17 protein-coding genes are annotated in these 17,279 nt (G+C 65.2%); 11 read left to right on the forward strand and 6 right to left on the reverse strand.

The features are described 5' to 3' along the window. Positions 1–2: 2 nt before the first annotated feature. Positions 3–587 (reverse strand): DUF1007 family protein, encoded by a 585-nt coding sequence (locus RID42_15180; protein MEQ8249020.1) that lies wholly within the window; start codon positions 585–587, stop codon positions 3–5. A gap of 59 nt (positions 588–646) precedes the next feature. Further along, complete coding sequence (locus RID42_15185) at positions 647–1,678, reverse strand: zinc ABC transporter substrate-binding protein (GenBank protein ID MEQ8249021.1); 1,032 nt, start codon at positions 1,676–1,678, stop codon at positions 647–649. A 55-nt stretch (positions 1,679–1,733) separates the two neighbouring features. Between RID42_15185 and RID42_15190 the strand changes: the two genes are divergently transcribed. From RID42_15190 to hpnE, 7 genes are read left to right on the forward strand one after another with little or no spacing between them, the layout of a single operon-like run. Continuing rightward, positions 1,734–2,210 carry a Fur family transcriptional regulator gene (locus tag RID42_15190; protein ID MEQ8249022.1) on the forward strand — a complete coding sequence of 159 codons (477 nt, stop codon included), beginning with the start codon at positions 1,734–1,736 and terminating at the stop codon, positions 2,208–2,210. Next, positions 2,207–2,989 carry a zinc ABC transporter ATP-binding protein ZnuC gene (znuC, locus tag RID42_15195; protein ID MEQ8249023.1) on the forward strand — a complete coding sequence of 261 codons (783 nt, stop codon included), beginning with the start codon at positions 2,207–2,209 and terminating at the stop codon, positions 2,987–2,989. The genes RID42_15190 and znuC overlap by 4 nt, the downstream gene beginning before the upstream one ends. Then, complete coding sequence (locus RID42_15200; GenBank protein ID MEQ8249024.1) at positions 2,986–3,831, forward strand: metal ABC transporter permease; 846 nt, start codon at positions 2,986–2,988, stop codon at positions 3,829–3,831. The genes znuC and RID42_15200 overlap by 4 nt, the downstream gene beginning before the upstream one ends. Beyond that, positions 3,821–4,534, forward strand: coding sequence for a DUF169 domain-containing protein (locus tag RID42_15205; GenBank protein MEQ8249025.1), 714 nt, complete (start codon positions 3,821–3,823; stop codon positions 4,532–4,534). The genes RID42_15200 and RID42_15205 overlap by 11 nt, the downstream gene beginning before the upstream one ends. A 46-nt stretch (positions 4,535–4,580) precedes the next feature. Further along, complete coding sequence (gene hpnC / locus RID42_15210) at positions 4,581–5,477, forward strand: squalene synthase HpnC (GenBank protein MEQ8249026.1); 897 nt, start codon at positions 4,581–4,583, stop codon at positions 5,475–5,477. Continuing rightward, complete coding sequence (gene hpnD / locus RID42_15215; protein MEQ8249027.1) at positions 5,474–6,331, forward strand: presqualene diphosphate synthase HpnD; 858 nt, start codon at positions 5,474–5,476, stop codon at positions 6,329–6,331. The genes hpnC and hpnD overlap by 4 nt, the downstream gene beginning before the upstream one ends. Next, positions 6,331–7,587 (forward strand): hydroxysqualene dehydroxylase HpnE, encoded by a 1,257-nt coding sequence (gene hpnE, locus RID42_15220; protein MEQ8249028.1) that lies wholly within the window; start codon positions 6,331–6,333, stop codon positions 7,585–7,587. Before hpnD ends, hpnE begins: the two co-directional genes overlap by 1 nt. A 1-nt stretch (position 7,588) precedes the next feature. Here hpnE and dxs read toward each other — a convergent pair whose 3' ends face one another. Continuing rightward, complete coding sequence (gene dxs / locus RID42_15225; GenBank protein MEQ8249029.1) at positions 7,589–9,517, reverse strand: 1-deoxy-D-xylulose-5-phosphate synthase; 1,929 nt, start codon at positions 9,515–9,517, stop codon at positions 7,589–7,591. Between the two features lie 333 nt (positions 9,518–9,850). On the opposite strand from dxs, the gene RID42_15230 reads away from it, so the two are divergent. Next, positions 9,851–11,260: a di-heme oxidoredictase family protein gene (locus RID42_15230; protein MEQ8249030.1), complete on the forward strand. Its 1,410-nt coding sequence runs from the start codon at positions 9,851–9,853 to the stop codon at positions 11,258–11,260. A 65-nt stretch (positions 11,261–11,325) separates the two neighbouring features. Beyond that, complete coding sequence (locus RID42_15235) at positions 11,326–12,480, forward strand: acyl-CoA dehydrogenase family protein (protein ID MEQ8249031.1); 1,155 nt, start codon at positions 11,326–11,328, stop codon at positions 12,478–12,480. Here the strand turns inward: RID42_15235 and RID42_15240 are convergent. Together RID42_15240 and RID42_15245 are read right to left on the reverse strand one after the other, a co-directional pair. Continuing rightward, positions 12,477–13,043: an ureidoglycolate lyase gene (locus RID42_15240; protein ID MEQ8249032.1), complete on the reverse strand. Its 567-nt coding sequence runs from the start codon at positions 13,041–13,043 to the stop codon at positions 12,477–12,479. The two genes, RID42_15235 and RID42_15240, sit on opposite strands and share 4 nt — an antisense overlap. A 12-nt stretch (positions 13,044–13,055) precedes the next feature. Then, positions 13,056–14,036: a phosphotransferase gene (locus RID42_15245; GenBank protein ID MEQ8249033.1), complete on the reverse strand. Its 981-nt coding sequence runs from the start codon at positions 14,034–14,036 to the stop codon at positions 13,056–13,058. Positions 14,037–14,093: 57 nt separating this feature from the next. Here RID42_15245 and RID42_15250 point away from each other — a divergent pair, with 57 nt between their 5' ends. Further along, positions 14,094–14,888 carry an alpha/beta fold hydrolase gene (locus tag RID42_15250; protein ID MEQ8249034.1) on the forward strand — a complete coding sequence of 265 codons (795 nt, stop codon included), beginning with the start codon at positions 14,094–14,096 and terminating at the stop codon, positions 14,886–14,888. Here the strand turns inward: RID42_15250 and RID42_15255 are convergent. Further along, on the reverse strand, positions 14,885–15,898 hold the full coding sequence (locus RID42_15255; protein ID MEQ8249035.1) for a VOC family protein: 1,014 nt from the start codon (positions 15,896–15,898) through the stop codon (positions 14,885–14,887). The genes RID42_15250 and RID42_15255 overlap by 4 nt on opposite strands. 142 nt (positions 15,899–16,040) lie before the next feature. Here RID42_15255 and pcaF point away from each other — a divergent pair, with 142 nt between their 5' ends. After that, positions 16,041–17,246, forward strand: coding sequence for a 3-oxoadipyl-CoA thiolase (pcaF, locus tag RID42_15260; protein MEQ8249036.1), 1,206 nt, complete (start codon positions 16,041–16,043; stop codon positions 17,244–17,246). The last annotated feature ends 33 nt before the right edge of the window (positions 17,247–17,279 follow it).

The following is a 17,279-nucleotide window of genomic DNA, read 5'->3' on the forward strand; positions in this document are numbered from 1 at the left end:
CCTCACGCGCCGGTGCACAGGAGTTGCATCAACGTCGGGCGGACGAGGCCAAAGTAAATCGTGCGCTGCGGGTCGGGCTGCACATTGATCAGGCACGGCGGCCGATCGCCCACAAAACGGAGCGGGTCAATCGGATCCGGCGTGATTTCGACGTAAAATGTCGGGTCGTAGAGCGATACATCGAGCGAGGTCTGGGCGGGATCGACCGGCGCAGGCATGGCGATGACGAAGGCATAGGTCAGGCGCCCGTCTTCCAGCCGCACTTTGAAGTCGTCGACGGCGGTGATTGAAAGCGGGTCGCCGTCGAGCCACACGTTGCTGAAAAACCCGCTTTCCTTGAGATTTTCGGCACTCAACGCGGCTAGTTTCTCTGCTTCTTTTTCGTCGAGGACGCCGTCCTGATTCGCATCGAAGTCTGCCGTGGCCATGCCTGTGAAAAAGGGATCGAACGTCCAATTGATACGCAGGCCGGTTATCCGGTCTTCGGTGAAGAGGACTTCGACAAACGCATCGATCCAGACATGCGGGTGCGCCGCGGCGGGGGACGCGCTGAGAAGCGCGGACATCGCCACGACATATACCGCCACCAGACGCCTGCTCCACAACATGGGCACAGTTCTAGATTAAGCCTCGGCAAACGCGCAATTCACAATGTCGGCGTCAGGCACGCCGCGAGCGACGATGCCAAGGCGGTCATTAGACGGCCATAGAGGTCGGGGCCCGGCGACAGTTCGGCGCCGAGGGGGTCGGCGACACCCGCGCGGGCCGTCGTACCTTCGATCACGGTAGCGATCACATCGGGTCGGAACTGCGGTTCGGCGAAGACACACGTCGCGCCAGTCGTGGCGATCCGATCATGGATGGCGCGTAGGCGCCGCGCACCGGGTTTGCGGTCGGGTGCCACCGTTATTGCGCCAACCACCGCCAGGCCGTAGCGGTCTTCGAGATATTGGTAGGCATCGTGGAACACGACAAAGGGCCGGTCGCGCACGGGTGCCAGGATTTGCCCGAGGGCGCCGTCAAGTTCGTCGAGACCAGCTAGGGCGCGGGCGGCATTGCTTCGGTAGGCGGTGGCGCGCTCAGGATCGAGCCGCACCAGGGTGTCGGCGACCGCCGCGACGATCGCCCGCGCATTGGCCGGGTCGAGCCACAGGTGTGCGTCGATGTGATCCTGCGCACCGTCGGACCTAGCATGATCGTCATGATCATCCGACTCGTCGTCGGCGTGATCGTGGCCTTTGCGTGCGTCGCCGTGATCATCGCCGTGATCATCGCCGTGATCATGGGCGTGACTGTGGTCGTGCGGATCGGTCTCGAACGCCTCACCCGAACGCGCGGGCAGAAGCTTGATCGTCGGCAGGTCGACGAGGGTGAGAATCTCGCGCCCTGCCCGGTTGCCGCGCAACGCCCGAAGCAGAAACGTTTCGAGACTCGGGCCGACCCAAACGACGAGATCGGCGTCCTGTAGCGCCCGAGCGTCCGACGGCGCCATCGAATAGGCGTGGGGCGAGGCGCCGCCGCGCAGGAGGAGTGCCGGTTCGCTTACGCCCTCGGCGACCGCGGCAACCAAGCTGTGCACCGGCGGGATCGAGGCGACGATGCGCGGCGGCTCTGCGGCCCATGCGACCGGTGCCGAAGCGAAGAGAAAAAAAGCGAAGGCCGCAAGATGCCGGTGCATGGCCGCTCCATGTGTTATAGAGTAACGAATCGAATATGATGTTATAGTATAACAAATGTCAACAAACGGATTTGAAAAGCACGATCACCGCCACTGCATTCGCGATGCCGTCGCCGCTGCCGAGGCTCTGTGCGCCGCCCGGGGCCTGCGCTTCACCACATTGCGGCGGCGGGTACTGGAACTGGTATGGCAAAGCCACCGCCCCATCGGGGCCTACGACCTATTGGATATGATCAAGGCCGAACGCGGCGGGGCCGCCCCACCGACCGTTTACCGTGCGCTCGACTTTTTGCTGGAAGCCGGCCTGGTTCACCGTATCGAATCGCTCAACGCGTTTGTCGGGTGCAATCATCCCGATGCGCCCCACGCCGCACAGTTCCTAATTTGCACAACCTGCCGGCGCGTGGCCGAACTGAGCGACGACACGATCGCGCGCCGGATCGAGACCCGGGCGACCGGCGCGGGTTTTCAACCCGAGCGCCAAACGCTTGAGGTCACAGGCACCTGCGACGCCTGCGCCCGGCCGTCATGAACATTGCGTCGCCTTCGCCGCACCGCCTCGACGGCGTTCTGGTCGACGCCCGGGGGTTAACCAAACGCTACGGCGGGCACGCGGTGCTCGATGCGGTGGACCTGACGTTGCGCCGCGGCGAACTGACGACGCTGATCGGTCCGAACGGATCGGGTAAGACGACCTTGGTTCGCCTGCTGCTGGGTCTTGAACGGCCGAACGAGGGGAGCGTCACGGCGGTCGAGGGACTGCGGGTCGGCTATGTGCCGCAAGTCTTGCACGTCGATGAGTCCCTGCCGATTACGGTGCGGCGTTTTTTGGCGTTGGGCGGGTCGCAAAAGGCCGAGATCGAAACGGCCTTGGCGGAGGTTGGAGCAAGCCACGTTATTGGGGCGCCGTTGCAGACCATCTCGGGTGGCGAAATGCGGCGCGTGTTGCTGGCGCGCGCGCTGTTGCGGGAACCGGACCTGTTGGTCCTCGATGAACCCACGGCAGGCGTCGACTTGAATGGCCAAGCCGAGCTGTACGAGCTCATCAACACAGTCCGGCGCAACAAGAACTGCGCGGTGTTGTTGATCTCGCACGACCTCCACGTCGTGATGGCGGCGACAGACCATGTCGTGTGCCTCAACCACCATGTTTGTTGTAGCGGGGCGCCCGACGCGGTGAGCGAGCACCCGGAGTACCTCGCCCTCTTCGGTCCCAAGGCCGCGCGCACCCATGCGGTCTACACCCACGATCACGACCACGCGCATACCGTCGGGGGCGACGTGGTGCCGCTGACGAAGACGGCGCCATGACCTTGTCACTCGACGACTTTGTCGTCCGCGCTCTGATCGCCGGGGTCGGCGTCGCGTTGGTCGCCGGGCCGCTCGGCTGTTTCATCGTGTGGCGGCGCATGGCTTTTTTCGGCGCGACGATGTCGCACGCCGCGTTGCTCGGGGTGTCACTCGCCTTCTTACTCAACGTCAATGTCACGTTGGGGATCGTCGGCGCCTGCACCGTCACGGCGTTGGTCCTGTTGTCGCTGACGCGGTTGCAGGTTGTCCCCACCGACACACTGCTGGGCTTGCTCGCCCATGCGTCGCTGGCGCTGGGTCTCGTGGCGATTTCGTTTCAAGAAACGGTGCGGATCGATCTGCTTAGCCTGCTGTTCGGCGACATCCTGTCTGTGTCGCGCGGCGACCTCGCGTGGATATTGGGCGGCGGTGCCGCCGCGCTGGCAACGTTAGGGGCGATCTGGCGACCGTTGCTCTCGGCCACGGTCCACGAGGAATTAGCCCAAGTTGAAGGTGTGCGGGTTCGGCTAGTACAAGCAGCGTTTGTATTGGTGATGGCGGTGGTCGTCGCGATCGCCATGAAGATCGTCGGGTTGCTATTGATTATTTCCATGCTGTTGATTCCACCGGCGGTCGCGCGGCGCTTCGCCGTGACGCCCGAAGCGATGGCGTTGCTTGCAGCAGCGGTCGGCGTTATCGCGGTGTTCGGCGGTATCGAGGCATCGCTCGCCTGGGATACGCCCGCCGGACCCTCTATTGTCACCGCCGCAACGGCGCTGTTCGTTCTGTCGCTCCCCCTCTCCGCCACGATCTGGCGCGCGTTCCTCAAGAAACCCAAGGATACCCACCACCATGACCACTGATTTCCGCACCGCTGCCGCCGACCTCGTCGATATCCTCGGTTTGAGCACGCCGCCGCTGGCCATCGCCTTCCATGTGACGCCTTCGGGCGTGGCCCCGTTCGGCGGCGCCCACCCCGCCCCGACCGAAGGTGGCCGAACGGGCGCCGTTGCTGCCGGTTGCGTGTTTTGGATGAAGGCGGTCGAACGAACCTTTGCGACGGACGCCGCCGACCACGCCAACTGCAGCGTTGGCTCCCTCACCCACGGCTTTCGCACTCTGGACGAGGTTGCCGGGAACGAAGACGTTGCAGCGTTGGTCGGCGCCGAATGGGTGTCGCCCGACATGTTTCCGCACATCCCGACGGTCGCCGAGACCCCAGCGCAGGTGGTCTATGGGCCGCTGGCCGACGCCGTCGCGGCAGATGTGGTGTTCCTCCGCCTCAACGGCAAACAGGCAATGATGCTGCACGACGCCTGTCCCGACATTCAGTTCGAAGGCAAACCGCAGTGCCATGTCATCCCCATCGCCAAGGACCAAGGCAAGATCGCGCTCAGCGTCGGTTGCATGTTGAGCCGGGTGCGGACCGGAATGTCGAACAACGACATGACCTGCGCGATCCCGGCGGCACGGACCGGCGAGGTGATCGCCGCGCTGAAGAAAGCGGCGGCCGCCGACCGCCACGTCGCGGCCTACGCGGCCCAGGACTCCAAGCGCTTCGCCTGAGGCAGCGCGACCGCCGGGCGGGGGCGAGGCCGTGGACGCGAACCCTATGCCCGCCGCCCGAGCCGACGCCGAGATTGCACCCATGACCGCCGGCGACGAAAACTTTCCGGTTGGGTCGTGGCTGCTGCCGCGGGCGCTGCGGCCCCACGTCGCGGTGTTCTACAACTTCGCTCGGGGTGCCGACGATATTGCTGACAGCCCGGACCTGCCAGCGGCCGAGAAATACGCGCGGCTGGATGGTTTCGAGGCGGCGTTGCACGGCGACGCGGCGGACGATCCTGCAACCGCCCCTGCCCTTCGGATGCGCGAATCGTTGGCGGAGACTGGGATCGCGCCGCGACACTGCTATGACTTGCTGGACGCCTTTCGCCAGGACGTCGCGACGCGGCGCTACGCCGACTGGGAAGCGCTGATGGCCTATTGCGCCCGCTCGGCCAACCCGGTAGGGCGCTATCTGCTCGACTTGCACGGCGAGACGACGGAACTCTATACGGTGTCGGATCCACTGTGCAGCGCGCTTCAGGTCATCAATCATTTACAAGACGCGCAGGACGACCTGCGTCGCCTGGACCGCGTGTATGTGCCGCAAGACTGGTTCGCGGCGGCAGGTATCGATGCGCGCGCGCTCGACGCCGACCGGAGTAGCCCGGCACTGCGCGGCGTCCTCGATCGCTGCCTCGACGGCGTCGACGCGTTATTGGCACAGACCGCGCCGTTGCCGACGGCGCTGCGTCACCGTCGGCTTGCCCTTGAATCGGCGGCGATTTTGTCGGTGGCACAGGACTTGGCCGCGGCGTTGCGCGTCCGCGACCCCCTTGCCGGCCGGGTTGTGCAATCGCGCGCGGCCTTTGTCGCCCATGCCGCGCGCGGCATCCTCGGCACGTTAATCCGCCGGACGGTATCGCGCGGGCCGTCCTCTCACGCCGCTACCCCTCACCCATGACAACCAGTCCTACCGACCTCGCCGGCGCCCGCGCCCATGTGCGGGCTGTGGTCGATGGTTCAGGAACCTCGTTCGGCTGGACCATGCGGGTTCTCCCCGAAAAACAGCGGCATGCGATGTACGCGATCTATGCGTTTTGCCGCGAGGTCGACGACATTGCCGACGAGCCCGGCGAGACGGCGACCAAGGTGCGCGAGCTCGCGGCATGGCGCGCGGAGATCGACGCGGTCTACGGCGGATCGGCGCAGCGGCCGACGGCGATCGCCCTGGCCGAGGCGCTCGGGCAATTCGCGCTGCCGAAGGATGCTTTCCTTGCGGTGATCGACGGCATGGCGATGGATTTGCACGGCGACATGCGGGCGCCGTCTGAGGAGACGTTGCACCTCTATTGCGACCGTGTCGCGGGCGCGGTCGGGCGGTTGTCACTCGCGGTTTTCGAGGGCGCCGAAGGCATCGCCGAACCGCTCGCCAAAGCCTTGGGAGAGGCGTTGCAGCTCACCAATATTTTGCGCGACCTTGGCGAGGACGCGCGCTTGGGGCGCTTGTATTTGCCACGCGAACGCTTGCGCGCGCATGGCATCGATAGCGACGATCCGGTGGCGGTGCTGGCTCATCCCAACGTCGGTGCCGTGTGCTCAGAACTTGCGCAGCGCGCGCGCCAGCGCTTCGCCGAGAGTTCGGCGTTGGTCGCGCGGGGCGCGCGTAGACCTTTGAAACCGTGCCGAATGATGATCGCCGTCTATGGCAGCGTCCTGAGCGGCTTGGAACGTCGCGGCTGGCGCGACCCGCGCGCGCCTTTTCGCTTGCCCCGCCGGACCAAACTGTGGCTCGCGCTGCGCTATGGGATGTTCTGATGGGGCGGGTCCACGTCGTCGGCGGCGGTCTGGCCGGCCTTGCCTGTGCGGTGGCGTTGTGCCGGGCGGGGCGACGCGTAACTCTCTATGAAGCGGCGCCCCAGCCCGGCGGTCGGTGCCGGTCCTATTTCGACGAAACCCTCGGTCGCACGATCGACAACGGCAATCATCTTCTCATGAGCGGCAACGCCGAGGCGCTGCGCTACCTCGAGACCATCGGGGCGTCGGGCACGCTGACGGGACCGGTCGACGCGGAGTTTCCGTTCATCGACCTTGCCACGAACGCGCGCTGGACGGTGCGGCCCGGCGCAAGTCCCTTGCCCTGGTGGTTGCTGGTTCGCGGCCGTCGGGTACCGGGGACGCGGCTTCGGGATTATGCGGGCGGTATCGGCCTACTAAGAGCCCGGCCCGACGCGACGGTAACCGACGTGCTCGACCCGGCGGGCGCACTCTACACGCGCTTTTGGGAACCTCTGGCCGTCGCTGCCCTGAACTGTGCGCCGTCGGTGGGCGCCGCGGCGTTGCTGCGATCTGTGATGCTGCGCACGTTCGCGCGCGGCGCGGCGGCTTGCCGCCCGTTGGTCGCGGTGGAGGGACTCTCGCAGACCTTCGTGTATCCGGCCGTCCGCTATATCGAAACCGAAGGCGGCGCGGTGCGGTGCGGCACGGCAGTACGCGCCGTCGCATGGCAGGGCGATAGGCCAGTGTCGCTGCGCTTGGACTCAGGGCCGGTCGCGTTGACCGATCACGACCGTCTCGTCATCGCCGTACCGCCTGGCGCGGCACAGCGGTTGCTGCCGAACTTGCAAACGCCGGAAGGATCGAGCGCCATCGTCAACGCCCATCTGCGGTTCGATGCCCCCGTGGCTTGGCCGTGGCGCGCGCCCATGGTCGGGGTGATCGGCGGGACGGCGCAGTGGTTGTTTCGACGCGGCGATATCGTCAGTGTCACGGTGAGCGGCGCAGATGTCTTGGCCGACCGACCGGCGGACGAGATCGCTTCCCTTGTGTGGCGCGACGTGGCCCATGCGTTGGGCCGATCCGATGCGGCGCCCCCGGTGACGCGCATCGTGAAAGAAAAGCGCGCGACATTTCTGCAATCCCCGGCGCAGGTCGCTAGGCGGCCCGCCACCCGGACGCCGTGGCCGCGGGTTTATGTGGCGGGCGATTGGACCGCGACCGGCCTGCCGGCGACGATCGAGGGAGCTATTCTGAGCGGCAACCGCGCGGCGATCGCCGCGATGGCAGCACCGTGACCTAGGCGCGAACCGGCGCTTCGAGGGTCTCGTTGTAACCCAAGGCTTGGAGCACGGTCGCCACTATTTGGGGCGCGTTGAGTCCCGCGAGGTCGTACTGCTTCTCCGGTTTGTCGTGATCGATGAAGAAATCCGGCAGGCACATCGGACGGAATTTCACTCCCGATTCAAGCAGCCCTTCGCGCGCGAGGAAGTGCGTTACCAGGGTCGCAAAACCGCCCATCGAGCCATCCTCGACGGTGATCAGGACTTCGTGCTCGGCAGCGAGCCTGCGGGCAATGGTTTCGTCGAAGGGTTTGGCGAAACGGGCATCGACGACGGTTGTCGATAGGCCGCGGGCGCCGAGAATGTCGGCGGCCTTGAGCGATTCATGGAGCCGGGTGCCGTAGGACATGATGGCGACCTTGGTGCCCTCGCGCACGACGCGGGCCTTGCCGATTTCAAGCGGCGTCCCTTTAGCCGGCAGCGCGACCCCAACCGACTCGCCGCGCGGGTAGCGAATCGCGCTGGGGGCATCGTCGATCTGGGCGGCGGTCGCGACCATATGCATGAGTTCGGCTTCGTCGCTCGGCGCCATCAACACGAAACCGGGTAGGCTACCGAGGAACGCGATGTCGTAGGAGCCCTGGTGAGTCACCCCATCGGCCCCGACCATCCCGGCACGGTCCATCGCGAAGCGCACCGGCAAGCGCTGAATGGCGACGTCGTGCACGACCTGGTCGTAGGCGCGCTGGAGGAACGTCGAATAGATCGTGGCGAAGGGCTTCAGACCGTCGGCGGCCATGCCCGCGCAAAACGTCACGCCGTGCTGTTCGGCGATGCCGACATCGAAGGCGCGGTTTGGGAAACGCTCGGCGAATTTGTCGATGCCGGTGCCGGTCGGCATCGCCGCGGTCACCGCGACGATGCGCTCGTCCTGCTCGGCTTCGGCGATGAGCCCCTGAGCAAAGACATTGGTGTAGGTCGGTGCGCCGGGCGCCGCCTTTACCTGTTTGCCGGTGACGACGTCAAACTTTGAGACGCCGTGGTATTTGTCGGCGGCATTCTCGGCGGGATCGTACCCCTTACCCTTTTGGGTGACGACGTGAACCAGGATCGGGCCCTCACCGCGCGAATCCTTCGCGTTGCGCAGGACCGGCAACAGGTGGTCGAGGTTATGACCGTCGATCGGACCGACGTAATAGAACCCCAGCTCTTCGAACAAAGTCCCGCCGGTGAGCATTCCGCGGGCATATTCCTCGGCCCGCCGCGCGGCTTTCTCGAACGGACGCGGGAATTTTTTGGCCAGCACCCGGCCCAAGTGGCGCATCGAGCGGTAGGGCTTGGCTGAAATCAGACGCGCAAGATAGGCGCTCATCGCACCGACCGGCGGCGCAATCGACATGTCGTTGTCGTTAAGGATGACGATCAGTCGGCTCTTGGCGGCCCCAGCGTTGTTCATCGCTTCGTAGGCCATGCCGGCGCTCATCGCGCCATCGCCGATGACGGCAACCACATTGTTGTCCGCGCCGCGCAAATCGCGGGCGACGGCGAAGCCGAGGCCCGCCGAAATCGATGTCGAGCTATGCGCGGCGCCAAAGGGGTCGTAAGCGCTTTCGCGCCGGCTGGTAAAGCCCGAAAGACCGCCACCCTGGCGCAGCGTGCGGATCCGGTCGCGGCGGCCGGTCAATATCTTGTGCGGATAGGCCTGGTGCCCGACATCCCACAGGATTTTGTCGTCCGGCGTATCGAAGATGTAGTGGAGTGCCACGGTGAGTTCGACGACCCCGAGACCCGCCCCAAGGTGACCGCCGGTGTTCGAGACCGCGTCGATCATTTCCTGGCGTAGTTCGTCGGCTAGCTGGCGCAACTGGGATTCCGGCAATTGGCGCAAATCGGCCGGAAGCGCGACTGTGTCGAGGAGAGGCGTTTTACTGTCGTTCTGGGTCACCGTCGTCCCTTTTGCCTAGCCGGACTGCTAAACCCCGCGTTCTACGGCTACCGCGTTGCCCAATGCTGCCCACGCGTCGCCGACCAAGCCCCAAATACCTAGACCGCTGGGCGGTCCCCGTCGAGGAAAATTCCCTTTTTCCATCAGAGGTTAAGGTGACAGGCCGACAAGGCTTGGGAGTCGGTGGGGCAACTGTCACCGTCGCCGCGGGTATCGAGCGCCGGTTGGCGTCCGCCCGGCATGATCTCAAGGGGATTATTCTCGAGTGGCGGCGCGTTAAGGTCTTACCGCCCCGGCGGATTTGCCCCCGTGGAACCAAGGAATCCCGCCACGATGAATACACCGGCCAACAACGATCCCCCCCGCGCACGGGGCTGGCTGGCCGCCGGTGTCGCCGGGCTCCTGCTGGTCCCCCTCGCCGGAACTAGCGCTCAGAACGCGCGCGACGCGGCAAGCGGCGGCGCCACCACCCGGACGGTCGCAACCGGCAATGCGTTCTCGTCGCCCGCGCGTAACCTGCCGCCGCAGTGGCGCCAGCGCTTCTTCGACGGCAACAGGATCTTCAACGCAGTTTGGGTGGCGCCGCCAAACGCGGATACGGCGTTCGTTGGGCTTGGACCCACGTTCAATGCTGCGTCCTGTGCCGACTGTCACGCCCGCGACGGCCGCGGCGCACCGCCGTCGCACGGAGAACCGATGTTGAGCATGTTGGTGCGCGTCAGCATCGCGGGAAGCGACGTGACCGGCGGGCCGATGCCGCACCCCGCGCTCGGTCTGCAGATCAACAGCCGCGCTGTTCCGGGTGTCCCGGATGAAGGACGAGTGGATCTCGCCTATGTCGAGATTCCCGGCCGGTACGGCGACGGCACGGCGTTTTCGCTGCGCGCGCCGCGTTATGCCTACGTGCCGTCCAACGCGGTGCCGGAGGGCGGCGATTTGCTGCTGTCGCCACGGGTTGCACCGGCGGTTTTTGGGTTGGGTTTGCTGGAAGCGATGGCCGAGGACGACATCGTCGGCCGGGCCGACCCAGACGATGCCGACGGCGACGGTATCTCAGGGCGGGCGAACCGCGTTTGGGACGCGGCCGCCGGCGCGTTGCGGATCGGGCGGTTCGGCTGGAAGGCCAACAGCGCCAGTTTGCGCGATCAGAATGCCGCCGCTTTGCTGGGCGACATGGGGATCACCTCCGACGTCTTTCCCGACGAGAACTGCCCGCCCATGCAGGCCGCCTGCATCGGTGCCACGGCGGGCGCGACGGGTGTCGAAGCGAGTGGCACCGTGCTCGACGATCTGACTTTCTACATGGAAAGCGTTGCGGTCCCGGCGCGGCGCCGGATCGACGACCCGGCGGTGATACGGGGCGAAGCGCTGTTCGAGAGCTCCGGGTGCAGCGCGTGCCATACGCCGCGCGTGACCACCGGCGATCACGCCAATCCGATTGTCGCCCGCCAAACCATCCAGCCGTTCACAGATTTGCTCCTGCACGATATGGGCGAGGGCCTCGCCGACGGCAAGCCCGACTTTCTTGCCAGCGGGCGCGAGTGGCGGACGCCGCCGCTGTGGGGTCTGGGCTTGATCGAGACCGTGAGCGGCCATGAATTCCTTTTGCATGACGGCCGTGCCCGCGGCATTGCCGAGGCCATTCTATGGCACGGCGGTGAGGCCGAAGCTTCACGCGAACGCTTTCGGAATCTGCCTGCAAGCGACCGCGCGGACTTGTTGACGTTCCTGCGCTCGCTTTAACGCCGGGTTGCGGGCCCCGTCGCGATGGGCTGTTATCGCCCACCGGCAAACAGGAGCGCGATACCGTGGCGTTAGACCGAGAGACTTTTGAACACCTGCGCGACAATGTGCGCCGCTTCGTGCGGGAACGTCTGGTGCCCCATGAAGCCCAGGTCGGCGAGAGCAACGAAATCCCCGCTGCAGTGCTGGACGAGATGCGCGCGCTGGGCCTGTTCGGCCTGACCATCCCGCCTGAGTTCGGCGGACTTGGGCTCAACACCGAAGAAGAGGTTCAGATCGCGTTTGAGTTGGGCTGGACGTCGCCGGCTTTCCGTTCGGCATTCGGCACAAACGTCGGGATCGGCTCGCAGGGCATCGTCCTGGACGGAACCGACGCCCAACGGGAAACCTATTTGCCCCGATTGGCCAGCGGCGATATCACCAGTTCCTTCGCGCTAACCGAACCCGATTCGGGATCGGATGCCGGTGCGTTGCGCACGAGCGCACGACGAGACGGCGAGGACTACGTCATCAACGGCACCAAACGCTTTATCACCAATGCGCCACGCGCGGGGTTGTTTACGTTGATGGCGCGGACCAACCCAGACGAAAAAGGGGCGCGCGGCGTGTCGGCGTTCCTGATCGAGGCGCCCCGCCCCGGCCTCACGATCGGCAAACCCGATCGCAAGATGGGACAGCACGGCAGCCTGACCGCCGACGTGATTTTCGACAATTGCCGGGTGCCCGCCAGCGCGCTCCTCGGCGGCGCCGAAGGCCAAGGTTTCAAGACCGCGATGAAGGTGCTCGACCGCGGGCGATTGCATATCGCGGCTGTAGCGAGCGGCATCGCCGAAAGACTAATCCACGATTCGACGCACTACGCCAAGGAACGCCAGCAGTTTGGCAAACCGATCGGCGAATTTCAGTTGGTCCAGGCAATGCTGGCCGACAGCCGTACCGAAAGCTACGCCGCGCGTACCATGATTATGGATGCCGCGCGACGGCGCGATCTCGGCGAAGAAGTCACCGAGGAAATCGCCTGCTGCAAACTCTTTGCGAGCGAAATGGTCGGGCGGGTCGCGGACCGCGCCGTGCAGATCCACGGCGGGTCGGGCTATATCGCCGATCATGGAATCGAGCGGTTCTACCGCGACGTCCGCCTGTTCCGGCTGTACGAAGGCACGAGCGAAATCCAGCGGATCATCATCGCCCGCAGCATGATGAAACGGACAAGCGCCTAGCCCGCCATCAACCCCTTGGGGTCAGTGAGGCGAAAGCGCTTGCCGTATTCCTTTTCGTAGTCGACGAGTTGGGTGAGCTTGCCGGGTTTACCGGCCAGCATCTCGGTCAGTTCCGCCGTCGTGTGGGCGTCGGTGAGGAACGCAAAGGTCGCGCCGGGACGGCGGGCCGGAAACCGGCTGGAATGCCACGTGCCCTTCCACATCATCACGCCTTGGGTGCCGTCGATATAGAACGCTCGGTAATCGCGCACGGTGGGAATCGCCGACGGATCCGAATCGGTCGGGGCCGCGAACACAGTGACCGACGCGTCGTTGTTCAGCGGTATGAATGCCTGGGTCACGGTGAAGTGGCGTTCGACCAAAGAGAATTCCAGTAACGGCTGATAGTCGAAGTTGGCGAAGTGAAGCTCCATTTTGCCGTCGATCTCGAAATCGACACCCCAGGTCGTCGCGTTGCCGCCCTGGAACAACGGCGGATCGTTGCGGGCGCCGACGACCTGACCGAAGGGTGCGAAGGCCTCGGGCGTCAGCGGCTCAATCGGAATGTCAACGAAATCGGTCATGGGTTCTCCCGGTTAGAGCAAACCGGCCTCGCGGGCCGGCGGTTGAATCAGATCATAGAAACGCGACAGTTGGTGCGCATAGCCAACCGCCGATCGCCCGACGATATTGATCATACCGGCCATGCCGCACAGGATGAAAAGGTGCCGCACGGTAAGAAAGAAGGGGAGCAGCGCGCGTTCTTCGGTACTCAACGGACGCACCGTCTCGTAGCCCGCTAAAAAGGCCGCGTTGATCTCGGGGCCGACGCCCAGATAATCGTTGCGCCAGACGAAATGCATCAGTTCCTTGGCGAAGAAGTCGTTCCCGCAGTTATCCCAATCGAGGAACGTCAACCGACCGTCTGCGCCGAGGAACACGTTGTGCGTATGGATGTCACCGTGACACGCGCCACGCGGAAGCGCGAGTTCGGCGAGCCGTCCCGAGGCACGCTCGATAAGGGCAGCGAAAAGCCGGCCGGCGTCGGAGTCGCCGTCGACCATCGCCATCAGGGCGGGTCGGTGGCGCGCCAGGAACGCCGGCGTATCGACATCGACCGGTGCGGGCGGCTCGAACGTTAGTGCCGTCTGGTGCATCCGGGCCACGATGCCGCCGAGGCGGTGGGCGTCCTCGGCGCCGCCGTGGCGCGCCATCGGTGCGCCGTCGGCCCACGAAAAGAGCGACAAATGGCGCGGCCCTTCGGGCGCGATCACCGTTACAAAATCTGATCCGGCACGCGTGGCCAGCGGGACCGAAGCATCGAGCCCGCGATCGGCATGGAAGCGGATCAGCGCCATTTCGTAGCGCACCTGATCTTCGGTGCGGAAGCGGTGGCGCAGGATGCGCGCTGCCAAACGGCGGTCGCCAACGCGCACGAGGTACACTTCGTTGACGCCGCGCGACAACAATTCGGCATAGACCGGACCGCCGAGGTCGTATTCTGTCGCAATCTCCGTGGCGACCGCGTCGGCGCGCAAAATGCTATGGGTGATCGGGATTTCGGGGACCGCTACCATCGCGCTAGTCTACCGCACTGGGCCAACCGGCGGTGAACAAGCAAACGGGGAAATGACATGCCCTACGTCGAGACCGACAAGGCGCGCCTTTACTACGAACTGCACGGCGAGACCGGGCCCGTAGTCACTCTCGCGCATGGCGGGGGCGGCAACATGCTGGAGTGGTTTCAGCAAGTGCCAGCACTGCTGACCGATTACCGCGTTCTGTTGTTCGACCAGCGCGGTTGGGGCCGGTCGGCCTGCGCGGTCGCCGACATGCAATTTCCTTATTTCCCCACCGACGCCCTCGCCGTCATGGACGCCGCTGGAGTGAGGCGCACCGCCATCGTGTCGCATGCCATCGGCGGCTGGACCGCACTGGCCACGGCGATCGCCGCGCCCGACCGCATCGCCTGCATCGTGATGTCGGCCAGCGGCGGCGGCATCCTGTCGGACGGTATTTTGAAGGCCTTCCGCGACGGACCGGGGCGCGCGGTAGGCGAGCGCAGCAAAATTCAGAACGTGATGACCGCGCCGGATTTTCCCGACCGCGAACCGGCGTTGTATTTTCTGATGCGCCAGATCGGCACGTTGAACCAGGATGTTGGGGCGTTCATGAAACGCTCGCTCGACCCGGCAAACGGGGTTACCGCCGCGCGCCTTGAAAACTACCGCGTGCCGACCCTCGTGATCGGCGGTCGCGAGAGCCGCATCATCCCGCCCGACATCCTGCGTGACGCCAGCACCCAAATCCCAGGGGCCGAATTCCAGGAAATCGCCGGCGCCGGGCACGCACCGCCGTTCGAGCGACCGGATGACTTCAATGCGATGGTTCGGGCGTTCCTGGCTCGCCACTTTCCTCCCACAGCCTAGGCCTGGAGGAACGTCCAGAAATAGCCGTCGGGAGCCGTGAACGAAAACGACGGCACGCCGAATTCGTCCGGGCGGACCGACGTCGTCGCTGTAGCGCCGCCCGCGATCACCCGCTCGCGCATCGCAGCGATGTCGGTGACGCGGTAGGTGTAGAGCGAGAACCCTAGATTCCCCGCCGCCGAATCGGCGACCACGTTCTTGCCGCCAGTGTCGCCGGTGATGCGAAAGACCCTGAGTTTTCCCGAGCGCTGCATACCTGCCGGATCATCCGGGCGCACGTCGTCGAAATCGGATTCCTTTAGGAGTTCGCCGTCGCCCAGGGGCACGACGAGGGCCGGCATCGAGCCCTTTTTTGCGACGTAGTCGACGTCATGCCGGTGCAGGCCAAGGACATCTTCGTAGAAATCGAGTGCGCCGGCATCGGCTTCCGCGACACACAGGCCGACCTGGGTGAACTGACTGGCACGGAACCGACTGGCATCGTTGAATGCCCCGAAATGCGGGATGTCGTGGGCAAACCGCTGGACCAGGACATGCCGGCTATAAGGTTGAAAGAAGATGAATTCGCGCTTGCAGCGAATATCGTCGGCAAAGGGTTCCTCGGTGCGGCCCGGTTCGGGCACAGGATGAAAAACCGGGCCGATGGTGTGGACGGCTTCGCCCCGCGCCTGGAGCGCTGCCGCGAAGTTGGCCACTTCCATCACAGCATTGGTTTTGGCGACAGCCCAACGGTTGCCAGGTGTGCGCAAGGGGATCGTCCCCAGACCTGCGCCGCGCGGCGTATCCCATTGCATCAGGCGTACCAACCCGTGATCCGCTTCCTGGTGGTGCAGACGGCAGGATGTCAACGCTGAGTCGACGCCGTAAAGTCGCGCCGCCTCGACCGCCGCGAGCGTGCCGCGCGGGCCGGCGCGATAACCAAATAGAGTCCAGTAGTGAAGCGCTTGCGCGATGTCGGGGACGCCGACGCCGACTTCGTACACGCCGCCCACTACCGCCGGATCGGACATGGTTCGCTCTCTCCGCTTGCTGCTTAGAGGTGGTCGTTCGCCCGACGATAGCGCGATCCTTCAAGCATGGGGCGGAAAATGCTGCTTGCGGCGCACCGAAAGGATAAGTTCAAGGGTAGTCCCTCAAACGCCAGGATACCCCATGACCGAGGCCTTCATTTGCGACTCCATTCGAACCCCGATCGGGCGCTACGGCGGCGGCTTGGCATCGGTCCGCACCGACGATCTCGCCGCGCTGCCGGTGGCCGAACTGATGCGGCGTAACGCGGGCGTAGATTGGGAGAGCGTCGACGACGTCTTGTTCGGGTGCGCCAATCAGTCGGGCGAAGACAACCGGAACGTCGCGCGCATGGCACTACTTCTCGCCGGCCTGCCAGACCGGATCGCCGGCGCGACGATCAATCGGCTGTGCGGTTCGGGGCTCGATGCAACCGGCACGATGGCACGCGGCATCCGCAGCGGCGATATCGACATCGGAATCGTCGGCGGGGTCGAGAGCATGACCCGCGCGCCGTTCGTGATGGCGAAGGCCGATGCACCTTTTTCACGCAAGGCTGAGGTGTTCGACACGACGTTAGGATGGCGTTTCGTCAATCCGAAGATGAAAGAGGCGCACGGCGTCGACTCGATGGGCGAGACCGCCGAGAACGTCGCCGAAGAATTTCAGGTATCGCGCGCCGACCAGGACGCCTTCGCCCTTCGGAGTCAGCAGCGCGCGGGGGCCGCGATATCGTCGGGTGTCCTGGCCGAAGAAATCGTACCCGTGTCAATCCCCCAGCGCCGCGGCGAGGCCATCGTTGTCGACCGCGACGAGCACGCTCGACCGGAAGTGACTTTGGACGATCTGGCCAAGCTCAAGCCGGTATTCCGCAAGGATGGCTCGGTGACGGCAGGTAATGCATCGGGTATCAACGACGGCGCCGCCGCGATGATTGTCGCCAGCGAGAAGGCCGCCCGCGACAACGGCCTGGAGCCCAAGGCACGGGTGGTCGCGATGGCGACCGCCGGCGTCGCCCCGCGCATCATGGGATTCGGTCCGGCACCGGCCACCCGCAAGGTTTTGGCGCGCGCCGGCCTCGGGATCGGCGACATAGACGTCGTCGAACTCAACGAGGCCTTTGCCAGCCAGGCGCTCGCGGTTCTACGCGACCTCGGCCTGCCGGACGACGCCGAACACGTGAACCCGAACGGCGGGGCGATCGCGTTGGGCCACCCACTCGGCATGAGCGGTGTCCGGATGGCCCTGACGGTAACGCGCGAATTGCACCGGCGCGGCGGCAAGTACGCGCTGTGCACGATGTGCATCGGCGTCGGCCAGGGGATTGCGCTCGTCTTAGAACGCGTCTGAAAGGGCCAACCGGGCGATCTGCCGGAGCAGGCC

It is taken from the genome of Alphaproteobacteria bacterium, from assembly GCA_040216735.1.
Lineage (GTDB): Bacteria > Pseudomonadota > Alphaproteobacteria > SHVP01 > SHVP01 > CALJDF01.